At 63.3% G+C, this 23,549-nt stretch carries 23 protein-coding genes and 1 tRNA gene; 13 read left to right on the top strand and 11 right to left on the bottom strand.

Annotation, left to right across the window (positions count from 1 at the left end; all coding sequences use genetic code 11):
- Positions 1 to 2: 2 nt before the first annotated feature.
- Positions 3 to 1,379 carry a DNA repair protein RadA gene (gene radA / locus RCF13_RS25695; protein ID WP_061479145.1) on the bottom strand — a complete coding sequence of 459 codons (1,377 nt, stop codon included), beginning with the start codon at positions 1,377 to 1,379 and terminating at the stop codon, positions 3 to 5.
- Between the two features lie 150 nt (positions 1,380 to 1,529).
- Here radA and RCF13_RS25690 point away from each other — a divergent pair, with 150 nt between their 5' ends.
- On the top strand, positions 1,530 to 3,587 hold the full coding sequence (locus tag RCF13_RS25690; RefSeq protein WP_231352611.1) for a bifunctional diguanylate cyclase/phosphodiesterase: 2,058 nt from the start codon (positions 1,530 to 1,532) through the stop codon (positions 3,585 to 3,587).
- Between the two features lie 186 nt (positions 3,588 to 3,773).
- Here RCF13_RS25690 and cyoD read toward each other — a convergent pair whose 3' ends face one another.
- From cyoD to cyoA, 4 genes are read right to left on the bottom strand one after another with little or no spacing between them, the layout of a single operon-like run.
- Positions 3,774 to 4,115 (bottom strand): cytochrome o ubiquinol oxidase subunit IV, encoded by a 342-nt coding sequence (cyoD, locus tag RCF13_RS25685; RefSeq protein ID WP_005415725.1) that lies wholly within the window; start codon positions 4,113 to 4,115, stop codon positions 3,774 to 3,776.
- On the bottom strand, positions 4,115 to 4,753 hold the full coding sequence (gene cyoC / locus RCF13_RS25680; protein WP_134968501.1) for a cytochrome o ubiquinol oxidase subunit III: 639 nt from the start codon (positions 4,751 to 4,753) through the stop codon (positions 4,115 to 4,117). Before cyoC ends, cyoD begins: the two co-directional genes overlap by 1 nt.
- A complete protein-coding gene (gene cyoB / locus RCF13_RS25675; protein WP_061479143.1) occupies positions 4,750 to 6,747 on the bottom strand; it encodes a cytochrome o ubiquinol oxidase subunit I in 1,998 nt (665 codons plus the stop codon). The genes cyoC and cyoB overlap by 4 nt, the downstream gene beginning before the upstream one ends.
- Before the next feature lie 2 nt (positions 6,748 to 6,749).
- Positions 6,750 to 7,790: a ubiquinol oxidase subunit II gene (cyoA, locus tag RCF13_RS25670; protein ID WP_005415723.1), complete on the bottom strand. Its 1,041-nt coding sequence runs from the start codon at positions 7,788 to 7,790 to the stop codon at positions 6,750 to 6,752.
- Positions 7,791 to 8,142: 352 nt separating this feature from the next.
- On the opposite strand from cyoA, the gene RCF13_RS25665 reads away from it, so the two are divergent.
- Positions 8,143 to 8,778: a GyrI-like domain-containing protein gene (locus RCF13_RS25665; RefSeq protein ID WP_134968503.1), complete on the top strand. Its 636-nt coding sequence runs from the start codon at positions 8,143 to 8,145 to the stop codon at positions 8,776 to 8,778.
- Between the two features lie 13 nt (positions 8,779 to 8,791).
- Positions 8,792 to 9,124 (top strand): hypothetical protein, encoded by a 333-nt coding sequence (locus RCF13_RS25660; RefSeq protein WP_134968504.1) that lies wholly within the window; start codon positions 8,792 to 8,794, stop codon positions 9,122 to 9,124.
- A gap of 126 nt (positions 9,125 to 9,250) precedes the next feature.
- Here RCF13_RS25660 and RCF13_RS25655 read toward each other — a convergent pair whose 3' ends face one another.
- Complete coding sequence (locus RCF13_RS25655; protein WP_082783321.1) at positions 9,251 to 9,613, bottom strand: hypothetical protein; 363 nt, start codon at positions 9,611 to 9,613, stop codon at positions 9,251 to 9,253.
- A 2-nt stretch (positions 9,614 to 9,615) separates the two neighbouring features.
- Positions 9,616 to 10,353 carry an RHS repeat-associated core domain-containing protein gene (locus RCF13_RS25650; protein WP_308141673.1) on the bottom strand — a complete coding sequence of 246 codons (738 nt, stop codon included), beginning with the start codon at positions 10,351 to 10,353 and terminating at the stop codon, positions 9,616 to 9,618.
- Between the two features lie 643 nt (positions 10,354 to 10,996).
- Here RCF13_RS25650 and RCF13_RS25645 point away from each other — a divergent pair.
- The 10 genes from RCF13_RS25645 to RCF13_RS25600 all read left to right on the top strand — a co-directional run bounded on the left by RCF13_RS25645 (position 10,997) and on the right by RCF13_RS25600 (position 21,087).
- A complete protein-coding gene (locus RCF13_RS25645; protein ID WP_058011992.1) occupies positions 10,997 to 12,220 on the top strand; it encodes an integrase family protein in 1,224 nt (407 codons plus the stop codon).
- A gap of 296 nt (positions 12,221 to 12,516) precedes the next feature.
- Positions 12,517 to 13,134, top strand: coding sequence for an AlpA family phage regulatory protein (locus RCF13_RS25640; protein ID WP_308141670.1), 618 nt, complete (start codon positions 12,517 to 12,519; stop codon positions 13,132 to 13,134).
- Positions 13,121 to 13,372: a helix-turn-helix domain-containing protein gene (locus RCF13_RS25635; protein WP_155680743.1), complete on the top strand. Its 252-nt coding sequence runs from the start codon at positions 13,121 to 13,123 to the stop codon at positions 13,370 to 13,372. The genes RCF13_RS25640 and RCF13_RS25635 overlap by 14 nt, the downstream gene beginning before the upstream one ends.
- Positions 13,369 to 15,687 carry a DUF5906 domain-containing protein gene (locus tag RCF13_RS25630; protein ID WP_308141669.1) on the top strand — a complete coding sequence of 773 codons (2,319 nt, stop codon included), beginning with the start codon at positions 13,369 to 13,371 and terminating at the stop codon, positions 15,685 to 15,687. Before RCF13_RS25635 ends, RCF13_RS25630 begins: the two co-directional genes overlap by 4 nt.
- A gap of 526 nt (positions 15,688 to 16,213) precedes the next feature.
- The gene (locus tag RCF13_RS25625; protein WP_128528676.1) at positions 16,214 to 16,819 is read left to right on the top strand and encodes a recombinase family protein; all 606 of its coding nucleotides are present in this window, start codon (positions 16,214 to 16,216) and stop codon (positions 16,817 to 16,819) included.
- Positions 16,801 to 17,235 carry a hypothetical protein gene (locus RCF13_RS25620; RefSeq protein WP_155680741.1) on the top strand — a complete coding sequence of 145 codons (435 nt, stop codon included), beginning with the start codon at positions 16,801 to 16,803 and terminating at the stop codon, positions 17,233 to 17,235. Before RCF13_RS25625 ends, RCF13_RS25620 begins: the two co-directional genes overlap by 19 nt.
- Entirely contained in the window at positions 17,219 to 18,622 is a 1,404-nt protein-coding gene (locus RCF13_RS25615) for a phage terminase large subunit (protein WP_308141668.1), read from the top strand. Before RCF13_RS25620 ends, RCF13_RS25615 begins: the two co-directional genes overlap by 17 nt.
- Positions 18,623 to 19,061: 439 nt before the next feature.
- Entirely contained in the window at positions 19,062 to 19,814 is a 753-nt protein-coding gene (locus RCF13_RS25610; RefSeq protein WP_308141667.1) for a hypothetical protein, read from the top strand.
- Between the two features lie 2 nt (positions 19,815 to 19,816).
- Positions 19,817 to 19,981 carry a hypothetical protein gene (locus RCF13_RS25605; protein ID WP_308141666.1) on the top strand — a complete coding sequence of 55 codons (165 nt, stop codon included), beginning with the start codon at positions 19,817 to 19,819 and terminating at the stop codon, positions 19,979 to 19,981.
- A gap of 236 nt (positions 19,982 to 20,217) precedes the next feature.
- Entirely contained in the window at positions 20,218 to 21,087 is an 870-nt protein-coding gene (locus RCF13_RS25600; protein ID WP_308141665.1) for a site-specific DNA-methyltransferase, read from the top strand.
- Here RCF13_RS25600 and RCF13_RS25595 read toward each other — a convergent pair.
- The 4 genes from RCF13_RS25595 to RCF13_RS25580 all read right to left on the bottom strand — a co-directional run bounded on the left by RCF13_RS25595 (position 21,065) and on the right by RCF13_RS25580 (position 23,435).
- Positions 21,065 to 22,240 (bottom strand): helix-turn-helix domain-containing protein, encoded by a 1,176-nt coding sequence (locus RCF13_RS25595; protein ID WP_308141664.1) that lies wholly within the window; start codon positions 22,238 to 22,240, stop codon positions 21,065 to 21,067. The two genes, RCF13_RS25600 and RCF13_RS25595, sit on opposite strands and share 23 nt — an antisense overlap.
- Positions 22,224 to 22,457 carry a helix-turn-helix transcriptional regulator gene (locus RCF13_RS25590; protein WP_308141663.1) on the bottom strand — a complete coding sequence of 78 codons (234 nt, stop codon included), beginning with the start codon at positions 22,455 to 22,457 and terminating at the stop codon, positions 22,224 to 22,226. Before RCF13_RS25590 ends, RCF13_RS25595 begins: the two co-directional genes overlap by 17 nt.
- Before the next feature lie 142 nt (positions 22,458 to 22,599).
- Positions 22,600 to 22,675: transfer RNA gene (locus tag RCF13_RS25585), tRNA-Thr, on the bottom strand.
- 418 nt (positions 22,676 to 23,093) lie between these two features.
- Positions 23,094 to 23,435 (bottom strand): hypothetical protein, encoded by a 342-nt coding sequence (locus tag RCF13_RS25580; RefSeq protein ID WP_134968505.1) that lies wholly within the window; start codon positions 23,433 to 23,435, stop codon positions 23,094 to 23,096.
- Between the last annotated feature and the right edge of the window lie 114 nt (positions 23,436 to 23,549).

Raw genomic sequence — 23,549 nt, 5'->3', positions numbered from 1 at the left:
CATCACGCCGCGTCGATGGCCTCGGACAGGCGTTCTACCGCGATCACCTCCATGCCTTTCACCGAACCGCCCTTGGGCGCATTGGCCCTGGGCACGATGGCGCGCTTGAAGCCATGGGTGGCGGCCTCGCGCAGGCGGTCTTCGCCATTGGGCACCGGGCGGATCTCGCCGGACAGGCCCACCTCGCCGAAGGCGATGGTCTTCTCCGCCAGCGGCCGATCCTGCAGCGACGACAACACCGCCAGCAGCACCGGTAGATCGGCGGCGGTCTCCTGGACGCGGATGCCACCGACCACATTGACGAACACGTCCTGGTCGCCGACCAGTACGCCGCCATGGCGATGCAGCACTGCCAGCAGCATGGCCAGGCGATTCTGCTCCAGGCCGACCGCGACACGGCGCGGGTTCGACAGCGGCGATGCGTCGACCAGCGCCTGTACCTCCACCAGCAGCGGCCGCGTGCCCTCGCGGGTGACCATCACGCAGCTGCCCGGCTGATGGGTGCTGCCGCCGGACAGGAAGATCGCCGAGGGGTTGGAGACCTCCTTCAGGCCCTTGTCGCCCATCGCGAACACACCCAGCTCGTTGACCGCACCGAAGCGGTTCTTGAACGCGCGCAACAGGCGGAAGCGGCTGCCGCTCTCGCCCTCGAAGTACAGCACCGCGTCCACCATGTGTTCCAGCACGCGCGGGCCGGCGATGCCGCCCTCCTTGGTCACATGGCCGACCAGGAACACGGCAGTGCCGGTTTCCTTGGCAAACCGCACCAGCCGCGCCGCGCTCTCGCGCACCTGGCTGACCGAACCGGGCGCAGCGGTCAGGCTCTCGGTCCACAGGGTCTGCACCGAATCGGCCACGATCAGCCGCGGGCCGGCCTTGGATGCGTGCTGCAGGATCGACTCGACCCCGGTCTCGGCCAGCGCATTGACGCCGTCCAGCGGCAGCTCCAGGCGATGCGCACGGCCAGCCACCTGCGCCAGTGACTCCTCGCCGGTGACGTACAGCACAGGCAGCTCAGCGGCCATCTTCGCCACCGCCTGCAGCAGCAGCGTCGACTTGCCGATGCCCGGGTCGCCGCCCACCAGCACCACCGCGCCTTCGACCAGGCCGCCGCCCAGCACACGGTCGAACTCGCCGATGCCGGTGGAGACCCGGCGATGCTCGGTCTGCTCCACATCCTTCAGCGCGGTGATCTTCGGCGGATCGATCTTGCCGGCCCAGCCTGCCCGGCGCGACGCCGGTGCCTTGGCCGCCGCCGCGCTCTCCAGCACGATTTCCGACAACGAGTTCCAGGCGTTGCACTCGGTGCACTGGCCCTGCCACTTGCTGAATTCGGCGCCGCATTCATTGCAGACGTAGGCGGTGCGGGCTTTGGCCATCGGATGATTTCCAGCAACGGGAACAGGCGTGGCAGGATAGCCGAGCCGGGTCGCAGCTGCTGCGACCGCTCAAGTCCTGCCCACCCGCGCCGATAGGGGTCGCGGGCGTGCGCCTTGCGGGCGCTCCCTTCCTCCCCCACTGGATTCAACATGACTGGCAGTTACAGTCAGAGCCTGGTCATCATCTCCCTGCTGGTGGCCATTCTTGCTTCGTACACGGCGCTGGACATGGCCGGGCGCCTGGCCACCGCCGAGGGGCGCGTGGCGCGCTGGTGGCTGGCCGGAGGCGCGGCGGCCATGGGCCTGGGCATCTGGTCGATGCACTTCATCGGCATGCTGGCCTTCGACCTGCCGATCCCGCTGGGCTATGACCTCGGCATCACCCTGTACTCGCTGGCGGTCTCGATCGGTGCCTCGGCCTATGCGCTGTGGCTGGTATCGCGCCCCAGCCTGCCGTGGCGCCGGCTGCTGGCCGGGGCCGTGCTGATGGGCCTGGGCATCGCAGCCATGCACTACCTGGGCATGGCAGCGATGCGCATGCAGCCCGGCATCGACTACCACCCGGGCTGGTTTGCCGCCTCCATCGCGGTGGCCATCGGTGCCGCTGGCGCCGCCCTGTGGATCGCCTTCCGCCTGCGCGCCGAGCAGCGCCGCACCCTCCTCCTGCGTGCGCTCGCATCGCTGGTGATGGGCCTGGCCATCGTCGGCATGCATTACACCGGCATGGCCGCGGCACGCTTCCCGGAAGGCAGCCTCTGTGGCGCCGTCGGCAGTGGCGGCATCGACACGCGCTGGCTGGCGGTGCTGGTGATCGTCACCACCGTGGCCACGCTGGGCATCGCCCTGGTGGCCTCGCTGATCGACCGGCAGATGCGCGTGCGCACCGGGCTGCTGGCCGATTCGCTGGCGCACGCCAACGACAAGCTGATCCAGGCGGCCCTGCACGACCCGTTGACCCAGCTGCCCAACCGCATGCTGCTGCAGGACCGCATCGAGCAGGCTATCGAGAAGGCGCGGCGCCGCAATCATGCGGTGGCGGTGATGTTCTGCGACCTGGATGGCTTCAAGGCGGTCAATGATGCCTATGGCCATCAGCTTGGCGACCGCCTGCTGGTGGCGGTGGCGCAGCGCATCGGCGGCCTGCTGCGCCCGCAGGACACGTTCGCCCGTCTCGGCGGCGACGAGTTCGTGATCGTGCTGGCCATCGATACTCCCGACGATGCGGTCGTGGTGGCCGAGCGCATCATTGCCGCCGCCGGTGAGCCGTTCACGCTGGATGCGGCCGAACTGCAGGTCAGCGCCAGCTTGGGCATCGCCCTGTACCCGGATGACGCCAGCAACGAGCGCGAGCTGATGGCGCACGCCGATGCGGCGATGTACCACACCAAGGAAACCGGGCGGAACGGCTATACCTTCTTCACGCCCTCGATGCAGCTCAGTGCCAATCGCCAACTGCGCCTGCTGCAGGACCTGCGCAAGGCCATCGCCCGCAACGAACTGATCCTGCATTACCAGCCCAAATTTCCGGCCGCGGGCGCACCGGCCACCGGCGCCGAGGCGCTGCTGCGCTGGCAGCACCCGGAGCTGGGGCTGCTGGCGCCGGATGTGTTCATTCCGATCGCCGAACGCAGCGGTCTGATCCTGCCGATCGGTGACTGGGTACTGGACCAGGCCTGCGCGCAACTGCGGGCATGGCACGATGCCGGGCATGCGGAATGGACGATGGCGGTGAACCTGTCGCCGTTGCAGTTCGCCTCGCCGGCACTGCTGGACAGCGTGCGCGAGGTGCTGGAGCGGCACCGGATCGAACCGGCACGGCTGACCCTGGAGATCACCGAGACCACGGCGATGAAGGACGTCGATGCCAGCTTGGCGATCCTCAGCGACCTGACCGCAATGGGCGTGCACATCGCCATCGATGATTTCGGTACCGGCTACTCCAGCCTGCTGTACCTCAAGCGGATGCCAGCCACCGAACTGAAGATCGACCGTGCGTTCGTGCACGACCTGGAGCGCAATGACGAGGACGCCGCCATCGTCTCGTCGATCATCGCGCTGGGCCGCACCCTGCAGCTGCAGGTGGTGGCCGAAGGCGTGGAGACGCAGGCACAGCGCGAATACCTGAGCGAGCTGGGCTGCGACCAGTTGCAGGGTTATCACCTGGGGCGGCCGATGGAGCCCGAGGAGTTCCTGCGCCGGGTGGGGTGAGGCCCCGGTTCCGGGGTCGGATCCCTTGCCGCAGGCAAGGGCTCTGACCCCATCCACGCATGGCGTGGATCTACCCGGGCCCCAGGGTCAGAGCCCTGTCCTGCGGACAGGGATCCGCCCCCATCCATCCGCCAACAAAAAGGCCGCCCGAGGGCGGCCTTTCTGCGCGGCAACGTCGCGAGGACGTCAGTGCATCATGTGCACGTTCATGTTGTGCATGACCCACAGGGTGCCGATCACGATGATGCCGATCACCACGACAGTGAAGGCCGCAGCGTTGACGTTCCAGCGACTTTCCGAAGAGCGGTCCAGGTGCAGGAAGAACACCAGGTGGACCAGCATCTGCAGCACCGCGGTGACCGCGATCACCACACCGTTGACGGTGCGCGAGAAATCGCCCGACATCACCATCCAGAACGGGATGACGGTCAGCACCACCGCCAGCACGAAGCCGATCAGGTACGACTTCACGCTGCCGTGGCTTTCGCCGCCGGTGCCGTGGTCGTGTGCATGGTTGTCATGTGCCATTACAGCGCTCCATTGAGGTAGACGACGGAGAACACGCCGATCCAGATCAGGTCCAGGAAGTGCCAGAACAGGCTCAGGCACGCCATGCGGGTCTTGTTGGTCGGGGTCAGGCCGTACTTCTTCAGCTGCACGAACATCACCAGCAGCCACAGCAGGCCGGCGCTGACGTGCAGGCCGTGGGTACCGACCAGGGCGAAGAACGCCGACAGGAAGGCACTGCGGTCCGGACCGTAGCCCTGATGGATCAGGTGCTGGAACTCCCACACTTCCATGCACATGAAGCCGAAGCCCAGCAGCCAGGTGATGCCCAGCCACAGGTACATCTGGCCCATCTGCCTGCGGTGCATGGCAATCATGCCCAGGCCGAAGGTCAGCGACGAGGTCAGCAGCAGCGCGGTTTCCCACGCCACGAACGGCAGCTCGAACAGGTCCTTCGCGGTGGGACCGCCATCGGTACCGCCTGCCAGCACCACGTAGGTGGCGAACAGCGAGGCGAAGATGAGGCAGTCGCTCATCAGATACACCCAGAAACCGAAGACGGTGTTGCCGCCGGTATCGTGGTGCTCGTGGTCGTCATGGCCATGGGCCGCCGCATGCGCGGCGTGCCCGTGGCTCAGGGTCGAGGTATTGGTGCTCATGCCTTCAGCTCCGACTTCACCAGGCCCTGGGCTTCCAGGTGCTTGCGGTGTTCGTTCTCGATGCGTTCCACCTCGGCGGCCGGGACCCAGTAGTCCACGTCCTGGTCGAAGGTGCGGTAGATGAACGTGGCGATCATGCCGACGAAGCCGACGATGGCCAGCCACCAGATGTGCCAGATCATCGCGAAGCCGAACACCAGGCTGAAGGCACCGATGACAACGCCCGTGCCGGTGTTGCGCGGCATGTGGATGTCGGTGTACTTGGCCGGCTTCGGCCAGGCTTCACCCCGCTGCTTGCGCTCCCAGAAATCGTCCAGCTCGGTGACTTCCGGCAGCGTCGCGAAGTTGTAGAAGGCCGGCGGCGAGGAGGTTTCCCACTCCAGCGTACGGGCATCCCACGGGTCGCCGGTCAGGTCGACGGTCTTCTTGCGGTCGCGGATCGACACGGCCACCTGGATGATCTGGCACAGGATGCCGGCGCCGACGATGAACGCGCCGCAGGCAGCAACCAGCAGCAGCGGCTCGTAGGCCGGGTTCACGGTGCTCTGCAGGCGGCGGGTCATGCCCATGAAGCCCAGCACGTACATCGGCATGAAGGTCACGTAGAAGCCGATGAACCAGCACCAGAACGCGCACTTGCCCCAGAACTCATTGAGGCGGAAGCCGAACATCTTCGGCCACCAGTAGGTGATGCCGGCGAACATGCCGAACACCACGCCGCCGATGATGACGTTGTGGAAGTGGGCGATCAGGAACAGGCTGTTGTGCAGCACGAAGTCGATGGCCGGAATCGCCAGCATCACGCCGGTCATGCCGCCGATGACGAAGGTGACCATGAAGCCGATGGTCCACAGCACCGGGGTGGTGAAGTGCACGCGGCCACGGAACATGGTGAACAGCCAGTTGAAGATCTTCACGCCGGTCGGGATCGAGATGATCATCGTCGTGATGCCGAAGAAGGCATTGACGTTGGCACCCGAACCCATGGTGAAGAAGTGGTGCAGCCACACGATGAACGACAGCACGCCGATGCAGGCGGTGGCGTAGACCATGCCCTTGTAGCCGAACAGCGCCTTGCGCGAGAAGGTCGCGATGACTTCGGAGAACACACCGAACGCCGGCAGGACCAGGATGTACACCTCCGGGTGACCCCAGATCCAGATCAGGTTGATGTACAGCATGGCGTTGCCGCCACCGTCATTGGTGAAGAAGTGCGTACCCAGGTAACGGTCCAGGGTCAGCAGCACCAGGGTGATGGTCAGCACCGGGAAGGCCGCGACGATCAGCACGTTGGTCACCAGGGCGGTCCAGGTGAACACCGGCATCTGCATCAGCTTCATGCTCGGGGTGCGCATCTTGAGGATGGTGATGAAGAAGTTGATACCACTGAGCGTGGTACCCAAACCCGCCACCTGTAGGCCCCAGATGTAATAGTCCATGCCGACGCTTGGACTGTATTCGATGCCCGACAACGGCGGGAACGCCAGCCAGCCGGTGGCAGCGAACTCACCGATCCACAGCGACAGCATGATCAGCACCGCACCGGACACGAACAGCCAGAAGCTGAGCGAGTTGACGAACGGGAACGCAACGTCGCGCGCACCGATCTGCAGCGGCACGGCCAGGTTCATCAGGCCGGTGATCAGCGGCATCGCCACGAAGAAGATCATGATCACGCCGTGGGCGGTGAAGATCTGGTCGTAGTGGTGCGGCGGCAGGTAACCCTCCGAGCCACCGACGGCGATGGCCTGCTGGGTACGCATCATGATGGCGTCGGAGAAACCGCGCAGCAGCATGACGAAGGCGACGATGAGGTACATCACGCCGATCTTCTTGTGATCCACCGAAGTGAACCACTCCTTCCACAGATAGCCCCACAGCTTGAACTTGGTGATCAGGGCGACGACGCCCAGGCCACCAAGAACCGCGCCGACCAGGGTGGTCAGCACGATCGGATCGTGGGGGATCGACTCAAGAGAGAGTTTTCCCAACATGTTCATTCTCCCGAACCCGCGTGGCCGGCATGGCCTGCGTGTTCGTGTTCGGTGGCATCCAGGTTTTCACCCGATTCCTTGGAATCATGCGCGTCACTCGGGGCGTGGCCCTCGTGCGCTTCATGGGTGGCGGCATCGGCAGCGGCGGCACCAGCATGCGAGTGCTTCATGCCGTAATGCTTGTTGTCGCCCATGTGCTTGGCGATGACCCAGTCGAACAGGCCTTCTTCGGTCTTGCCGAAGTAAGTGACCGGATACCACTCGGCGTTGCGTGCTTCACCCAGGGCCTTGAACGAGGCCTTGTCCAGGGTCTGCTCGCCGGCGCGGACCTGGTCCAGCCACTGGCGGTATTCGGCATCGGTGACCGAGTAGGCGGTGAAGTGCATCTTGGCGAAGCCCGCGCCGCTGTAGTGCGAGGACATGCCCGGGAATTCACCGGTCTCGTTGGCGATCAGGTGGAGCTTGGTCTCCATCGCAGCCATCGAGTAGATCATGCTGCCCAGGTGCGGGATGAAGAAGGCATTCATCACCGAATCGGACGTGATCTTGAAGTTCAGCGGCGTGTTGACCGGGAACTTGATTTCGTTGACGACCGCCACCTTCTCTTCCGGATAGATGAACAGCCACTTCCAGTCCAGCGAGATCGCCTCGATGGTGACCGGCTTGACGTCCGAATCCAGCGGACGGTACGGGTCCAGTGCGTGCGACGAGCGCCAGGTCAGGACCGCCAGGACCAGCACGATCATGCACGGGATCGACCACACCACCACCTCGATCGCCGTCGAGTGGGACCACTTCGGCTCGTAGCGGGCCTTGGTGTTGGAGGCGCGATACTTCCACGCGAACGTCAGGGTCATGATGATGACCGGGATGACGACCAGCAGCATGAGCACGGTGGCCGTGATCAGCAGGGTCTTCTCATCCTGGCCGATCTGGCCCTTCGGACTGAGGATGGCCACGGCATCGCAGCCGGTGAGCATCACCAGCAACGACAGCAGCAGGCCCGGGCGCAACCAGCGCCCAAGGGTTTTCAACGGAATCATCGGTCGATCCAATTGCGAGGGAATGCCGTTCCCCGTCCCTGCCTGTTCCGGCCAAAGCCGGTCCCACCGGTCCGGAAGACAGGCAGGGAGGTGGGGTCGAGTCAGCCTTTCAATTTTAGGCCGTCACCCACCATTTAAGAAAGACATTGACATTGATCGAGCGCAGGAAAGGCCCGATTCTGGCTGCGACACGTTGTCGCACCGCGCAGGCGCGGCGGGCAGAACAGCCGGGGGCGGCATCCTGGCATCGAGTGGTGGCCGGCGCTCCGCCCTCGTTCGGCAAAGTCATCTGAACCTGTTCAGGCGTGCTGGCAGGTGCCCGGCATGGGATGCTCGGCGCTGGAGGAAGCCCATGGACAAGATCGACTTCAAGAAGCGCGACCGGGCGCTCTATCAACCGCCCGCCGGCAGGTTCGTACGCGTGGATATACCGCCCCTTCCCTACGTGATGGTCGATGGTCGCGGCGACCCGAACACGGCCCCCGCCTACCTGCAGGCCGTGCAGTGGCTGTATTCGGTGAGCTATGCACTGAAGTTCGCGCTGAAGGCCGAAGGGCGCGACTACGTGGTGCCACCGCTGGAAGCACTGTGGAGTGCCGAGAACCCGGCCAGCTTCGTCGCGCGGCGCAAGGATGAGTGGGCCTGGACCGTGATGATCCGCACGCCTGAGGACATCCGGCCTGCGCAGTGGCAAGCGGCGATCAGCAAGGCGCGCGCGAAGCTGGGAGATGCGCCGCCCAGCCTCCGCCATGAACGCCTTGCCGAAGGCCCCAGCCTGCAGACGTTGCACGTGGGCGCCTACGACGACGAAGGACCCGTCCTGGCGCACCTGCATGACGAAGTAATGGCCGCACTGGGTTACACCTTTGCCGGCCCCCATCATGAGATCTACCTGAGCGACCCGCGCAGGACCGAGGCGGCACGATTAAGAACCGTGCTGCGGCAACCGGTGCGGCCGATTGAGCCTGATGAGGGCTCGCACACGTGATACATGGAATGCCATGCGCCTGATGGACCAGCTGCTGCGCTGGACCAACCTGCCCGCCGTGCGCTGCCTGATGGCCGCGCTGGGTGCTGCGCTGGTGATCGTGCTCGCCTGCAACCCAGTGCTGTCGCCGTTGCTGCCGGTGGTGGACGCGCTCGGGCTGGACGTGCTGATGCTGTTGCTAGGTGCGCAGGTGGTGGCGGTACTGCCTTGGGTGCGGGAGCGGGCCGCGCGCGGGATCAGAGTGCTCGCACGCCTGCTGATCGGCGCATTGGCGGGAGCTGCAGGTGGTTATCTCCGGCAGCTGGCGTGGTGGCTGGCGAAGGATGCAGGGATGACGAGGCGTTGATGAAGGCTTGCAGCCTTCAGTGAGGTGGCCATCCAAGGATCACCGGCGGGCGCAAACAAAAAGCCCCAACCAAGGCCGGGGCTTTTCATTACAACTGGTGCCGGAAACAGGAGTCGAACCTACATTTCATCTCAGTCCCGGGTCTGTCGGCCCAGCGATATTTCCGGTTCCGACCATCCTGTCCAGACTCTCCTCAAATACCTCACCATCTTCAATGTAGAGCTGGACTTCGTGGTCGGATGATAGCCGGATGTCCAGTACCCATACTTGCGGCGCGCCGGCAAGCGCATCGCACAGATCACCCGTAGACACCTCTAACGGCCTGTTCACCATCCGCTCTCGAAGATGACCCAAGGTCGCTTTTGACTCCGCTCCCGAAGGGACATCCAAATGCGATAGCAGCCAAATATCATTCGTGCTGAAGTTATCTCTTAACGCCTCAACTACCCTGTCTCCCGTGATTGGGAAGTCCCAAGCGTTTACCGTCATGACTATCCGCCTCCGTTAAGCGGCCGCGCGGGTCCGCGTGAAGGAGTGCCCCCGGTAGCACTCGGCTCATAAGGATGTTCGTGCGGGTTCGTATGACTGCCCGGCCGGCCGTGGTCAGTAAAATCAATAGTCTTTACCGGCCTCCCGTGACCGTCGAATTCACTCGCCTGATCGTACTTTCCATTTCTACCATCTCGCTGCCCCAGTTGCGTATGCGGGCCAGCCGCATCCGGTTCTGGTGCAGGCTCACCATTGGGCTTCGTGGGTAGTGGTCGGTCGGGGAAACGATTGGGTATTGGCTGCCCGTCTCGCCCCCGCCGAACTGTATCCCGACCTGCGGGACGTTCAGTGGGCCTCGAAGTCGGCCTTCCACTTGGCCCGCTCTCGCGATTCCCCCCGGATGTATCCTCACTGCGCTGGATGTTTCCACCGGGGTTGGGAACCGGGATGGGAAGGATGTAAGGGGCCGGCATCGGAATCGCCTGCCGTCCATCAGGATCAGTGAACTTGTACGGATTCCCGTTCGCATACCGATACCGATTGAACTGCCCAACCGGCTGCTCATACGCTGTCACCGGATCCACCGACAGGAACACTCCCAACTGCGGATCCATGTAGCGCTGCTGCATGTAGCTCAGGCCAGTAGCCGAGTCGCTCACATGCCCGGTATACCCCGGTCCGTCCGGGACTTCCCCGCCTACCACGGCACCGTAAGGCTCGTAGTCATAGCGCTTGATCACGTTGCCGTTGGCATCGCTCTCGGCCACAACCGAGCCCAAGGCATCCGTGTGAATGTACGTGACCGTCGTCTGGGCTATAGCGGATGGCGACAGGCCAAAGCCGATCAGCAACACGCAGCACAGCCAGGCGCCCAATGCCCCCAGCTTCCGAATTCGATCTTCAAATCCTCTGAAGCGGGTCGACACACCGCCTGCAGTTCCCCCCGAACCTGCGCATCCTTCCAATCCCTGAAAGAGCCTCGAAGCAAGGCCGTGTATTCATAGCACAGGAATGACCGGCTGCGGTTGCCAAGTCAGGAACAGGGCGAGGAGGTAAGCGTCTGGGAAGCCGGAGGGGCGAGCTGCCCCCCCCCCCCCGAGATTCGGAAATCGCGACCTGCCAGCCATGGGCTGGCACTACCTGAGCACAAAAAAGCCCCGACCAAGGCCGGGGCTTCTCATCTAACTGGTGCCGGAAACAGGAGTCGAACCTGCGACCTACGCATTACGAATTATATGAGCCAGCTACTAAGGGGACGCTAAGGACTTTTAATAAGGTCCGAAAGGCACTATGGTTACGGGGAATTGGCCGGTTTAAGTTAGAAGGTGACACTACCGGCTTTTAAGGATCAACCTTACTATCCCGTTACTAGAAAGGCCCAGCATGTCCACCTCGATCAAGCTCACCCAGAGCGCCGTCAAGGGGCTCCCCTTCGTCCAAGCCGACGACAAGAAGCGCCAGCACCTGTACTTCGACACCGACCTGAAGGGGCTGGGCGTCTGCGTGGGCGCGAAGTCCAAGACCTTCTTTGTACAGCGTGACATCAACGGCAAGACCGTCCGCACCTCCATCGGGCGGTATGGCGTGTACACCGTTGAGCAGGCCAGGGAGGAGGCGCGCGAACTCCTGATGAAGATGGGCAAGGGGATCAACCCAAACAGGGAGGAGAAGCCCGCCGCCTCCGTCACCTTTGGGGATGCCCTCGACCTTCACCTGAAATCGAACAAAAAGCGGTCGGAGCGGACCCTGAAGGATTACCGCTATCTGGCGGACCAGTACCTGAGCGACTGGCTCAAGAAGCCGCTGACAGAGATCACCCGGAAGGACTGCCGCGAGCGTCACCACAAGATCGGGGAGAAAAACGGCCCCTATGTCGCCAACAGCGCCTTCCGCGTCTTCCGCGCCGCCTACAACCACGCGCTGAAGATTCACGATGAGCTGGGCGTGAATCCGACCATCGCCGTGGACTGGTTCCCGGAGGAGCGCCGCAAGGCGGCGATCCCGAGCACGGACCTGACCGCGTGGTACACCGAGGTCACGGCGATGACCAACCCCATCCGCCGCGATTACCTCCGCTTTGTCCTGTTCACCGGCCTGCGCCGCGAAAGCGCCGCCGCGGTCCGCTGGGAGCATATCGACTGGACGAACAAGGCCCTGCTGATCCCGAGGCCCAAGGGGGGCGAGGCTCGCGCGTTCAAGCTGCCGCTGTCGGACTTCCTGATTGAGCTACTCAAGGAGCGCCAGCAGTGCGAGCAGGCCAAGACCTTCTTCCCCGACTCCCCTTGGGTTTTCCCGGCTGAAAGCAAGAGCGGCCACATTGCCGAGCCGAAGGAGAAGTTGGGCGTGAAGTTCACCGTCCACGGCCTGCGCAATACCTTCATCACGGTCGCGGAGTCGCTGGACGTGTCGCCCTACGCCATCAAGATGCTGGTCAATCACAGCCTACCCGACAAGGGCGACGTGACCGGCGGGTACATGTCCATCGAGCTTGAGCGCCTGCGGGGTCCGATGCAGGAGATAACCGACCGCCTGCGCCTCCTGTGCGATGGCTCGAAGAAAACCCAGCAGCGACAAGCGGTTGAGCGGAAAAAGGCCCCGAAAAAGTAAAGTAAAAAGTATATAGATCAATCACTTAGGACTTAAAAAGGCTTTACGGCATCCAGCCGTAAGTCTTAGAATCGCTCTCAATGTTCCCCGGGTGATCCGGGGACGACCTGAGTGATTGCTAGGTCGGCAAGAGTCTGTGGTGATACGCGTGATGCGGTCCGCTTTCAGCGGTTAGCCCTTACTGGAGCCGTCTCAAATCCGAGCGTGATGCAAGGGGGCAGTCGTGAGCCAAACACCGGCTTGCGCTGCCCCTTTCTTCTTGGTGGCGCGGGCCGAGTTGATCGGAGTTCCCGACCATGACCGAGAAGAACAACCGCGTTGCGCTCCGCCCTGCGCAAGCCGCTACCTATCTGGGCTGCTCTACCGCCACCCTCTGGCGCTGGGCCAAGACCCTCGAACACTTCCCCCAGCCGCACCGCCTCCCCGGCCAGCGCGTCACCGTCTGGTTTCAGGATGAGCTGGACCTGTGGCAAGCCACCCACGGCGCGAACCGGGCGACCCGTCAGAACCTCCTCGCGCTCGCTTGGCATTGCGTCGATGCCGGGCTTGAAGCCGTCGCCCAGCCCGACGAGGCCCCGCACCCCTTCATCACCGCCTTCCTGATGGCTGGCGGGGGCTCGCTTGAGATGCTGGCGATTGAGTCCGGCCTACCGGCGGAGCGCGTCCGGCAACTGGCAGAGAAGTCCGACGAAATCACCGATGAGGAGCTGACCGCGCTTTTCGTACAAGCCGCGGCTCAGGTCCTCCGCCGTCAGCGTCAACTGGCCCAGCAACTCAGCGAGGACCCGAAGCTAAAGGACCGCGACGACTTCCGCCGCGCCGTCCTCGACCTGGACGAGGCGCACCGCCTGAGTCTTCGGCGGACGCTGATGGACTACCTGCTTGAGGAGGACCGCGATCATGGAAACGCGTGAACTCCTGACCCGTGAGCAGGTCGCCCAGCTCCTCGCTGAACTTCAACAAAACGTGTTCACCACCGAGGAGGCCGCGCACTACCTGCGCCTGTCCCGCCAAACGCTCGAACTCCTCCGCCTTCAAGGTGGCGGGCCGCGCTACGCGAAGCTGGGCCGCTCCGTCCGCTATCGCCGCGCCGCGCTCGATGAGTGGCTGGCCGCCAACGAACAAAACCACACGGCGGAGGGTGCGCAATGACGCCGATTGAATTTCTGAACCGCCTGCGCCCGGGTGGCCCTTGGTGCCTGACCGCGATCCCGCCGGAGGGTGGCGCAACCGAGACGCGCACCTTCAAGAACGCCAATGACGCGGAAGCGTGGATTGCCCAGCACAACGGCAAGCGCAACCTGTACTACACCGTGGGCACGGTAGCGAAGCCGACCGGCAAGAAGCCAACGAAGGCCGACATTGCCACGCTCGAATATCTGTGGGTGGACGTGGACCCGTTCGCGGGCGAGGACCTACAGGCCGAACGTGCGCGCATCCTCGACATGTTGAGGGACGCCAAGCCCGAGCCGTCCGTGATCGTTGACAGCGGGGGCGGATTCCAAGCCCTGTGGAAGCTGTCGGAGCCGCTGACCATTACCGACCCGGCGGAGGCCGAACGCTACAACCGCGAGCTGGAACGCATCTTCAAGGCTGACTCCTGCCACAACGTGGACAGGCTTCTCAGGCTCCCGGGCTCACTCAACATCCCGAACGCGAAGAAGCGGGCGAAGGGCCGCGAGGCCGCAGAAGCTGAGGTGTATTGCTGGAATGACACCAGCTATCCGCTGTCGGCCTTCACCGCCGCGCCGCCGATCAACTCCGCCGCCAGCACGAAGCCCCGCGCTGCCACCGGGAAGGCACCCGCGTCCGTGTCGATGGGCGACGGTACAGCCGTGGGCGTCGATGATCTGCGCGCGTGGGCGGAAGCGAACCGGGCGACGATCCAGGATCACACGCTTGCACTCGTGGCGACCGGCGCTGACCCTATAGACCCACAACGCTACCCGTCGCGCAGTGAGGCCCTGTTCCGCGCCGTCTGCGATCTTGTCCGCGTGGGCCTGCCGGATGAATTGATCTTCGGGGCGATCACCGACCCGAACAACGGCATCAGCGCCAGCGTCCGCGAGCAACGCAACTGGCAGGGCTACGCACAGCGCCAAATCGAGAACGCCCGCGCCGCCTGCGCCGATCCGACCCTTGAGGAAATGAACAAGAAACACGCTGTGCTGCTTCAGGAGGGCGGCAAGACGCGCGTGCTGTCTTGGGAGCGGACGGAGCTGGACGAAGACCGCCTTGTGCCGGTGCTGCAATCGTTCGAGGACTTCCGCAACCGCTACATGCACCGCTTCGTGGAATACCCGACCGACAAGGGCGTGGGTTACAAGCCGCTGGGCAAGTGGTGGCTTGAACACGGCCAGCGCCGCGAATACCTCGCCCTGCGCTTCTTCCCCGGCAAGCCCGAGGAGGTGGACGGCTACCTGAACATGTGGCGCGGCTGGTCAGTGATGCCCAAGGCGGGCGACTGGTCGCTGATGCGTGAGCATGTCCGGCGCATTCTCGCCAACGGAGACGAAGCCTGCACCGACTACATCCTGCGCTGGGCCGCGTGGGCCGTCCAGAATCCGGGCGAGCCTGCCGAGGTGGCGCTGGTCCTGCGGGGCGGTCGCGGCACCGGCAAGGGTATCTTCGCCCGCTCGCTCAAGCGCCTGTTCGGTCAGCACGGCTTGCAGGTGAACTCCCCAGCCCAGCTCACGGGCCGCTTCAATGCGCACCTGCGCGACTGCTGCCTGCTGTTCGCGGATGAAGCGATTGTCCCCGGCGACAAGGCCGCGGAAAGCGTGCTGAAGGGCCTCATCACCGAGCCCGAGCTGACGATTGAGGGCAAGGGCGTGAACCTCGTGCAGGCCCGGAACCGGCTGCACGTTGTCATGGCCTCGAACGAAGAATGGGTTGTGCCCGCCGGGATTGATGAACGCCGGTTCGCCGTCTTCGAGGTATCCAGCCAGCACGCGCAGGACAGCGACTACTTCCGCGCCATCGCTGAACAACTTCGGGCCGGGGGCTTGGCGGCGATGCTGCACGACCTCCTGACGATGGATCTTGGCGACTGGCACCCACGCCGCAGCGTGCCCCAAACCGAGGCCCTGCACGCGCAGAAGGCGGCGACGGTCGGCGGCATTGATGCGGTGTTCCTCGACCTGCTGCGCACCGGCGAGATACCCGCACGCCGCTGGGTCGGCTTCAATCAGCCGTTCTTGGCAACTGCCGACCTCCGCGACTACGCGCAAACGCGCCTGCGCCGTGATGACGTGACCCTCAACGCGGTGAACAAGCTCATGCGTGATCTGGGCTTCGAGTACCACGACAGGAGCCGTCCGCGGGGCTTCGTGATCCCGTCGCTGCCGGATGCACGGGCGGCATGGGATCGCGCACGGATGCCAATGCGCTGGGACGACCTCACGGACTGGGCGGAGCTGGGAGCCGATGAATACCCGGCGGCAGCGCGGAGCAAGGGGCCGTTCTGAAGGTCGGTTCATGAACCGACTTAGGCCGATACTTTTTTCAAGGTCGGTAGTGCCGGAAGCCCAGCCCCGCTGGGCTTTCGTGCTTTCTGTACCGACTTATCCCACTTAGCCGCCGTTTTTCTTCGCTAGGGCCGCGGAGGTTTCGGCGGTAATCCCCTGCCCAGAGGGGCGGCGCAGTCCGGCTCCGGCTTCTGCTTTTCTCTCCTGACTATCTCTTAGTCGGTTAAGTCGGTTAAGTAGGAAAAAGCCAATAGCGGTTGGGGTTTCCGCATTACCGACCTTCAACCGACTTACCGACCTGCCGCCGAAGTCGGTAGCCGTCCCCTCCTTGGGCATGGGGCACCCCCGCATCGCCGCCCTGCGCCCTGATTCAACAATTCCGAAAACGTCTCCGAAACCACACCGCCGGATCGCCAGCAAATCCACGCCCCTGTCTTCGCGGTTTTCGCTATTCCATTAACGCTCGATTTCGGAATGGTTCGCAGCTATAGTTACTGTACGCCTATACAGTAATGAGAATCAGTCCATGAGAGTCGCCCTATACGCTCGCGTCAGCACCAACAAAGACCAGACGGTTGAGACCCAGCTACTTGCCCTGCGCGAGTGGGCCGCGGGCCGTGGTCATGAAGTGGTGGCCGAGTTTGTGGATGAGGGCATCAGCGGGACGAAGGGCCGCGACAAGCGCCCCGGGCTGGACGCCCTGATGAAGGCCGCCACACTCGGCAAGTTCGACATGGTCGGAGTAACCGCGCTGGACCGGCTGGGCCGGAGCCTGCCGCATCTGGTCGGGCTGGTGGCGGAACTCGAAGCCCTGAAGGTCGGGCTGTTCGTCCGCAACCTGGCGCTCGACACCTCCACGCCCGCCGGGCAGCTCATGTTCAACGTGATGGGCTCGCTCGCACAGTTCGAGCGGGAGCTGATCCGCGAGCGGACGATGCTGGGCCTTGAGCGCGCCCGCAAGCAGGGCAAGACGCTGGGCCGTCCGAAGGTATCCGCCGGAACCGAGCACCGCATTGCCGACATGCTCCGCGCCAGCGTCCCCGTGAACAAGATCATGCGCCTGACCCGTGTAGGGGCCTCGACCGTGTACCGAATCAAGAAGGAGTTGGAAGCATGTCCGACAAGCAAGTGACCAAGAAGCAGACCGCGCCCGCCCCGGCGCTGCCGTGCCTCTCGCCCCATCAGCTCGAAGTCGCCCGCGAGCTGGCGCAGGAAGGCAACCGTGAGCACACGATCCGGCGGGCCTTGGGCCTTACCCCAGCCCAATGGAAGCGCCTCAAGGAGGACAGCGAGGAAGGCGAGCTGTCGCCGCTTGCGCTCGCCCTCGAAGAAGGCCGCGCCGAAGGGGCCGGTGAGATCGTGGCCTTCATGAAAGACAAGATGAAGAACGAGGGCGACATCAGGGCCGCGGAATGGCTCGCGGATCGCATCTACAAGATCAACAAAGGCGACGGCAACAACGAGGACGCCCCGCGCGTGCTCATCCAGATCAACGCGGCGCTGTCGCCGGAGGACTACGGGAGGATCATCAATGTCGAACGTGCCTAACACCATCCGCCCGACTCCGTTTCAGGCGACCGTCCTGAGCATCCCCGAGGATCATTTCATCTTCTTGGGCGGGGGCCGCGGGGGCGGCAAGTCCTTCGGCCTGCAACTGCTCATCCTGCGGCACTGCGACCAGTACAAGAACCGCGCCCGCGTCCTCGTGACGCGCCGCCGGTTGAAGTCGCTGCTTCAGTTCGCGGAGGAGCTGCGCGGGCTCATGCGCTCCGCCTACGGCTCCGGCTTCACCTACAACCAGAATGACAACGTGTTCCGGCTCTCGAACGGGGCAACGGTCGCGCTGACGCACTGCGAGTCCAGCGCCGCCCTACAAGACACCGTGCAGGGCATGACCTTCTCGCTGATCGTGGTCGATGAGGCGGGCGAAGGTCCCGAGCTGCCGGTGATTGACGCGCTCGCGCTGACCCTCCGCGCTCCGGGCGTCCCGCTGCGCATGGTCTTGGCGGGGAACCCGGGCGGCGCGAACCATTCCGCCCTCGCGGAGCGGTACGTCACGGGCCGCGAGCCTTGGGCACCGTTCGAGTTCGCGGACCAGAAGTGGGTCTATGCGCCTTCAACCGTGGACGACAACCCGCACCTGCCGGACGCCTACAAGCGCAACTTCTCCGTCCTCGCCCACACCGACCCGGCGCTGTACAAGGCGCACCGTCACGGCGACTGGTCGGCCATCGTTGGCGATTACTTCGGCGGCGTCTGGCAGCACGCCCGCGCCGTGTTCGATCATCACGAGGTCCCGCCGCACTTCTTCGGCTCGCTGAAGCTGTCGATTGACTGGGGCAGCGCCGCGCCGTGCGCGTCTGTCTTGGGCGGACAGCTCGCCTATGACGTGCGCCTGAGCGATGACCGGGTGATGCCGCGCGGGGCTTGGGTGATCTATGACGAGCATTTCGAGTGCGACCCGAAGAACATCAGCCGCGGGACGGGCCGGACGCCCGGGCAGATTGCGCCCGCGCTTCATGCGATGGCACACCGGAACGGGGTGCGCGCCCGAGGCGTGATCGACTCCGCCGCCGAAGCCCGGACCGCAGGCCGCGCGGAGGCGTCGATTGGCGACCTGTTCCGCGAAGCCGGGGTGAGGGTATCGCCCGCCCGGAAAGGGGCGCGTGTGCCTCGCTTCGAGTTGTTGAAGCAGCTCATGGCCAACGGTGAATTCTTTGTCGCCTCGCGGTGCCGCTTCTGGTTGGCGACGGTTCCGGCGCTGCCGCGCGATCCGCGCAACCCGGAGGACGTGGACAGCTCCGCGAACGATCACGCCTTGGACGCGACCAGCTACCTGATCGCCGGGGCGTCGCAGGGCCTCGTGAGCGTGGGCGACTTCGCCGGACCGCCGCCGCGCCTGCCCGATACCGGCAACCGCATCATGTACGTCTGAGGAGGTCCCGCCATGCGTAGCCTTGTAGCCGTCGCGCTGCTGATTCTCGCCACCGTAGCGGCAGCGGAGGAGCGCCCCCTGTACTCTGCCCAGGACTCGCTCCGGCGGGCGCAGGTCGGCACATTCTCGCCACGCCTCGCGCCTCCTGTCCGGGTTCAGAAGACGCCCCGGGGCGGCGCGCGTCAGTTCGAGCGCATGGAGTGCCGCCCCGACCCCAGCCGACCACTGGAACGGGCCATCGTCTGCACCCCGACCGAACCCGAAGAAGTAAAGTTAAGTCATTGATCTACAAGATATATTTCTTGCCGAGCGCTGGAAACGGGTCTTATCCTTACTGAAAGTGCGGGCATTGATGCGCCCGCCTTGATAGTGGGATGAGCCCCGCTGGTTACGTGCTTTGGGCCTCTCCCGGTTGTGACAACTGAGACAGGAGCCCGACATGGCAACCATCGACTTCAACACCGTTCCCAAGGGCGTGACGCTCAACGAGGAGCGCGCGCAATACCTCAGCGACCGTGCCGCCGAAACGGCCACCGCCTTCTCGCGCAAGATCGAGAAGCTGCAAAACACGGTCATGGACGCCCGGAACAACTACACCCGGGAAGCCGAAGAATTCATCACCTCCGCCTCGCCGGAGGATCGCGCCACCGCTCGCGCCTTCGCCAAGAAGAACGCCGCGAACAAGGCCGCGAACATCCACCGCCAGCTCATCGCCAGTTCCGAAGCGGACCGCGCCGCCATGCTCAAGGGCTTGCAAGCCTACGCCGCGGAAGCCGCCGCAATCCAAGCCGTGTACACCTCGCCCGCGACGATGTTGGGCCGTGTCGGCTTGGGCGATCCGAAGCGCACCCAATATCAGCTCCAGCTCGAAGGGGCTGGGCCGGTTGAAATGGAAACCGCCGCCCGGACCGCGATCATGACCGGGGACATGGTGCTTGGCGCTGCCATCGCCACCGTGATCGACCGCCGCCCGAAGGATCGCCGCCCGTTCGCCGTGCAGGCCTTCGCGGAGCGTGTCGTGGGCGAGGTCTGGAAGCGCATGACGGCGAAGCTCGAAGGCGTCCAGCTCGCCTACAAGTCCGCCCTTGCGGCTGACCGCGAGTTTGTCCGCGGCAAGGCGGACGGGATCACCAACCTGTCGCTGGCGCTGTCGCGTCAGTCCATTGACGAGGCCGAAGCCGAGGAGGTTTGAACATGGCACAGCACAACGTAGCGAAGGCGAAAGCCATTCACCAAGTACGCCAAGCCCAGCGGGACGCGAACGTGGCCGCGATGAAACGCGGGACCGTCGCAACCCAGCTTCAAGGCTTCATCAATCACGCTTACAAGCGCCCGAACGCGAAGCCGCGCGGGCACTGACCGAATGAAGCCCGCCGCTCACCTCATCGGTGTGCGCCTCACGCTACCGTCCTCGTGATTGGGCGCGCGGGCTTCACCCCTCAAGGCCTGTCGTTGGAGACTTCCGGGAGGCGTAACACCTCGCCCCTCGACCCCGGAGGAGGAAAACGGCGGGCCTTGTCTTTTCCCATACATTGCCGGGAGCCCTGCAAACGGTTATGATGACTATAAGTTCCAATTCCTGAGATAACTGTCGAATGCTAGGCCCCTTTCAACTAAACAGAGCGCACGAAGGCGATTGCCTTGAACTGATCCAACAGTTACCGGACGAGTCCATTGACGTTGTTGTGACCAGTCCGCCTTACTGGGGTCAGCGGCACTCGAAGGGGATTGGCGTGGAAGAAGACCCGCGCGACTACGTCAAATTTCTCACGGACGTATTCATGGGCTTGCTACCCAAGCTCAAGCCGGGTGGCGTTATCTGGATCAACATCGGAGACGCCTACAACACGCCGGTGAACTGGCGAGAAGACGACCGCCAGTTCAGTACCTTGGGCGCAGACAAGAGTGGACTCCCTGCCCACAACTCCGCCTATACCAAGCCGCGCATGAAGCGCAAAGCCTTCATCGAGAAGGAGACGGCTTGGTTGCAGTATGGAAATCTGTTGGCGCTGCCGTACCGGCTTGTCCTTGCGCTATGTGATGGCGGCTATCTGTACCGCGGCGAGGTGATTTGGCGTAAGAAGAACCCGATGCCGGAAGGCCGCTGCCGTCGCCCCCATCGATACCATGAGCCCATCTACCTCTTGGCGAAGGGCGAACGACACAATTTTCGAGTAGCCCCGCCCGTGAAAAGCGTTTGGGAGTTTGCCAACGAGAAAATCGACGGGCTGAAGCACTTCTCCAGATTCCCGGAGGAACTGCCGTTCCGGTGCATCGACGCCTATGGACTAGCCGGAGAAGAAGTTGTTGTCCTGGACCCGTTCTCAGGCTCCGGGACAACCGGCATCGCCGCTTTACGCTTGGGCTGTTCCTATATCGGTTTCGAGATTGAGCCTGAGCAAGTCGCTGCATCGAACGAACGACTGGCAGCGACTGAAGGGGTCAAATCCCAAGCTCTGTTCTGATCCGCTGGCGTTCGGCTACAACGAAGTCTGTGAAGGCATCGTTAGGATTCGAGAAGTCGCAAACTGAGACACGCCCCCGCGCCGGATAGCCCGCGGGAGTGGGAGCGGTGTTCTTGTTGTACGAGAAGCACGCGGAGAAGAATCCATCATCCTCGATGTCTTTCCGCTTCGCGCTTCGGCCATCCGTCCCCTGCCCACTGAAGACGGCCCCAAGCTCACCACGGTTCACAGGGCGAGCGGATGGCGTGCTCTTACAGTCCATCGTCCAAAGAGGGGAAATGTACCCAGCGGCCACGAGCGCCTGACTCATGGGCACGTCATCCGTCCGTCTTTCAGCAAAGCTCGCTTTGACGTGAACAACTCCGATGAGCTTTTCATTGGCACCGGCTCCGACTGTTAGAAGCACGTCCATCTTGTCCGCTTCCAGCCTGTGCCCAACGTCCAAACCTGCCAGCAGCCGAACTTTGCGCTCACCATCGGCAATTACAAGGTTGATGCCGTGTGCCGCGAGCGCCGGCCCATAATGCCTTTCAAGGATGCGCTCCAGTGCCCAGCCCCCGGTTCGCTTCCAGCTCTGCGTGAAATCGAGCCGCGAATGCTCAGAGGGGTGGTTGTACTGGTCGCAGTAGGCACGATAAACCACGAACCACCATAGATCGGAGGGGTTCGCCGTTGGCCAAAGCTCAACGGCCTTCAAGAAGGCACTCGCCACGCTTTCCGTCTTGATAGCCTTCTCTTGTTCGTCGCTCACGTTTTGGCTGCTCAGTTGAGCAAGACCATTCCGAAGCGTAAGCACCACTTCCGTGAACTGCTCCAAGGAGGCATTCAGCAGCCTGTACGTCGCGTCGTGTTGGGCGTAGGCGAAGTGAATGTCTAGGTCTGCGCCTACCGCCTCACCGGCGATAGAGCGGTTGATGTGGGGAACGCTCCCCGTCGCGCCTTCTGCAAGGTCGCTCAGGCTTTTCCCATACACCGAGAGCATCGAAGCGATGACATCAAGACTAGGGTGAATGGTCCCGGCCTCGATTGCACCGACCCATCCGGGACCGAGAATCAGCCGCTCCTCGACTTGGGCCGGGGTGAGCCCTGCCTCTGCCCGGAAGGCACTGAGACGCTGAAGCAAACGAGCGAGGTAGTCAGAATTGGAAGTCATCGTCAAAGAGGTCCTTTGCATTGACGCCCAATGCATCGGCAAGCCTCTTGACGTTCAACAGGCTTACGTTGCGCTCACCGCGCTCGACTCCTCCGATATAGGTGCGGTCGATTCCTGCGAGCTGCGCGAGTTCTTCTTGTGAGAGGTTCTTCTGCTGCCGAAGTCCACGGACTCGGGCACCGAACCATTGCAGGAAGTCGTCATGATGCTTGGGCATGCCAAGCATTGAAACAGAATGATGACAATGGTGCCACGGACTATGAGTACCATTCGACCGCGGAGGAGTGCAGCAGAAGCTAGGAAGGTAAAAACCTTCCTAGAAGCAAAAAGGCCCTCCGAGCGGAGGGCCTTGTGCTTTCTGGTGCCGGCAAGAGGAGTCGAACCCCCGACCTTCGCATTACGAATGCGCTGCTCTACCAACTGAGCTATGCCGGCGAAACCTTACTATAACCTTCTTAGCCGTTCTGAGTCACCCAGAAGAGCCACTATCCACTGGGGTTCCGGTGGGATGACCCTCTACTTACGAATGCGCCGCTCTACCAACTGAGCTATTCCGGCTTAGCTGGCTATTCTAGTGGCTGTCAGGCGCCAAGGTCAATTGCCTTGAGGGCACAGCCAAGACGATCTGCTACACCCTCGGGATTTCCGCTGCGAGCGGGTCGTCTGCCGCATCCTCCTCAATTCTTCAGCTGGCGCGGTGTCACATCGGGCGTGTTCCAGAAGTACCTGAGCATTGGCGCGACGGGAGTCTTCTAGGGCAGACAGCAGCCAGGCAGCACCATGTTCTTCCAACCCATCGCTCTACCTTTAACAATCTTGGCCGCCCTCCCACATCCACTTGCTTTCCCCCCATCTACTGGATCCTGAACGCGCATCCATCCTTGCCCACGACAACGACCAATGTCTGAAGAGCACCGGCAGCAACATAAACATCCCCGCCGCAATGGATCTCCTCCGACTGAGGTGATCGCCGATACACAACTTCCGCCGCCGAATCCGTGACAACGTCCAGACTGCCAGACGCCTTCTCACCCGCCGGCAACTGGTCGGTGCCAAACGTGCTTCCTCCGGCCTGCAATCTGACCTGATAGATCGCCTCACCAGATTCATTGCTCAAACTTACCCCGAGACCCGGTGGCGAACTGCAGCCAATGAGGGACAACAGCCCCGCCGCCAGCAAGATCAAACCTCTCATTTTCCCCACTCCTCTACGTCGGTGCTGAGCGACCCGTCTCCAACTCCTGACATGCATGCGGCCGCGCACGTGCGTCCAGAACCACTATACCTTCGTCCAACTTCATTATTGAAA

It is taken from the genome of Stenotrophomonas maltophilia group sp. RNC7 (assembly GCF_030910085.1).
Classification (GTDB): Bacteria; Pseudomonadota; Gammaproteobacteria; order Xanthomonadales; family Xanthomonadaceae; genus Stenotrophomonas; species Stenotrophomonas sepilia.
The sequence above is the reverse complement of the archived record's forward strand: the minus strand, read 5'-3'. Positions and strand labels throughout refer to the sequence as shown.

Coding starts and splice junctions, on each gene's coding strand:
- radA (WP_061479145.1), bottom strand. CDS start 1,379: ATGGCCAAAGCCCGCACCGCCTACGTCTGCAATGAATGCGGCGCCGAA.
- RCF13_RS25690 (WP_231352611.1), top strand. CDS start 1,530: ATGACTGGCAGTTACAGTCAGAGCCTGGTCATCATCTCCCTGCTGGTG.
- cyoD (WP_005415725.1), bottom strand. CDS start 4,115: ATGGCACATGACAACCATGCACACGACCACGGCACCGGCGGCGAAAGC.
- cyoC (WP_134968501.1), bottom strand. CDS start 4,753: ATGAGCACCAATACCTCGACCCTGAGCCACGGGCACGCCGCGCATGCG.
- cyoB (WP_061479143.1), bottom strand. CDS start 6,747: ATGTTGGGAAAACTCTCTCTTGAGTCGATCCCCCACGATCCGATCGTG.
- cyoA (WP_005415723.1), bottom strand. CDS start 7,790: ATGATTCCGTTGAAAACCCTTGGGCGCTGGTTGCGCCCGGGCCTGCTG.
- RCF13_RS25665 (WP_134968503.1), top strand. CDS start 8,143: ATGGACAAGATCGACTTCAAGAAGCGCGACCGGGCGCTCTATCAACCG.
- RCF13_RS25660 (WP_134968504.1), top strand. CDS start 8,792: ATGCGCCTGATGGACCAGCTGCTGCGCTGGACCAACCTGCCCGCCGTG.
- RCF13_RS25655 (WP_082783321.1), bottom strand. CDS start 9,613: ATGACGGTAAACGCTTGGGACTTCCCAATCACGGGAGACAGGGTAGTT.
- RCF13_RS25645 (WP_058011992.1), top strand. CDS start 10,997: ATGTCCACCTCGATCAAGCTCACCCAGAGCGCCGTCAAGGGGCTCCCC.
- RCF13_RS25640 (WP_308141670.1), top strand. CDS start 12,517: ATGACCGAGAAGAACAACCGCGTTGCGCTCCGCCCTGCGCAAGCCGCT.
- RCF13_RS25635 (WP_155680743.1), top strand. CDS start 13,121: ATGGAAACGCGTGAACTCCTGACCCGTGAGCAGGTCGCCCAGCTCCTC.
- RCF13_RS25630 (WP_308141669.1), top strand. CDS start 13,369: ATGACGCCGATTGAATTTCTGAACCGCCTGCGCCCGGGTGGCCCTTGG.
- RCF13_RS25625 (WP_128528676.1), top strand. CDS start 16,214: ATGAGAGTCGCCCTATACGCTCGCGTCAGCACCAACAAAGACCAGACG.
- RCF13_RS25620 (WP_155680741.1), top strand. CDS start 16,801: ATGTCCGACAAGCAAGTGACCAAGAAGCAGACCGCGCCCGCCCCGGCG.
- RCF13_RS25615 (WP_308141668.1), top strand. CDS start 17,219: ATGTCGAACGTGCCTAACACCATCCGCCCGACTCCGTTTCAGGCGACC.
- RCF13_RS25610 (WP_308141667.1), top strand. CDS start 19,062: ATGGCAACCATCGACTTCAACACCGTTCCCAAGGGCGTGACGCTCAAC.
- RCF13_RS25605 (WP_308141666.1), top strand. CDS start 19,817: ATGGCACAGCACAACGTAGCGAAGGCGAAAGCCATTCACCAAGTACGC.
- RCF13_RS25600 (WP_308141665.1), top strand. CDS start 20,218: ATGCTAGGCCCCTTTCAACTAAACAGAGCGCACGAAGGCGATTGCCTT.
- RCF13_RS25595 (WP_308141664.1), bottom strand. CDS start 22,240: ATGACTTCCAATTCTGACTACCTCGCTCGTTTGCTTCAGCGTCTCAGT.
- RCF13_RS25590 (WP_308141663.1), bottom strand. CDS start 22,457: ATGCCCAAGCATCATGACGACTTCCTGCAATGGTTCGGTGCCCGAGTC.
- RCF13_RS25580 (WP_134968505.1), bottom strand. CDS start 23,435: ATGAGAGGTTTGATCTTGCTGGCGGCGGGGCTGTTGTCCCTCATTGGC.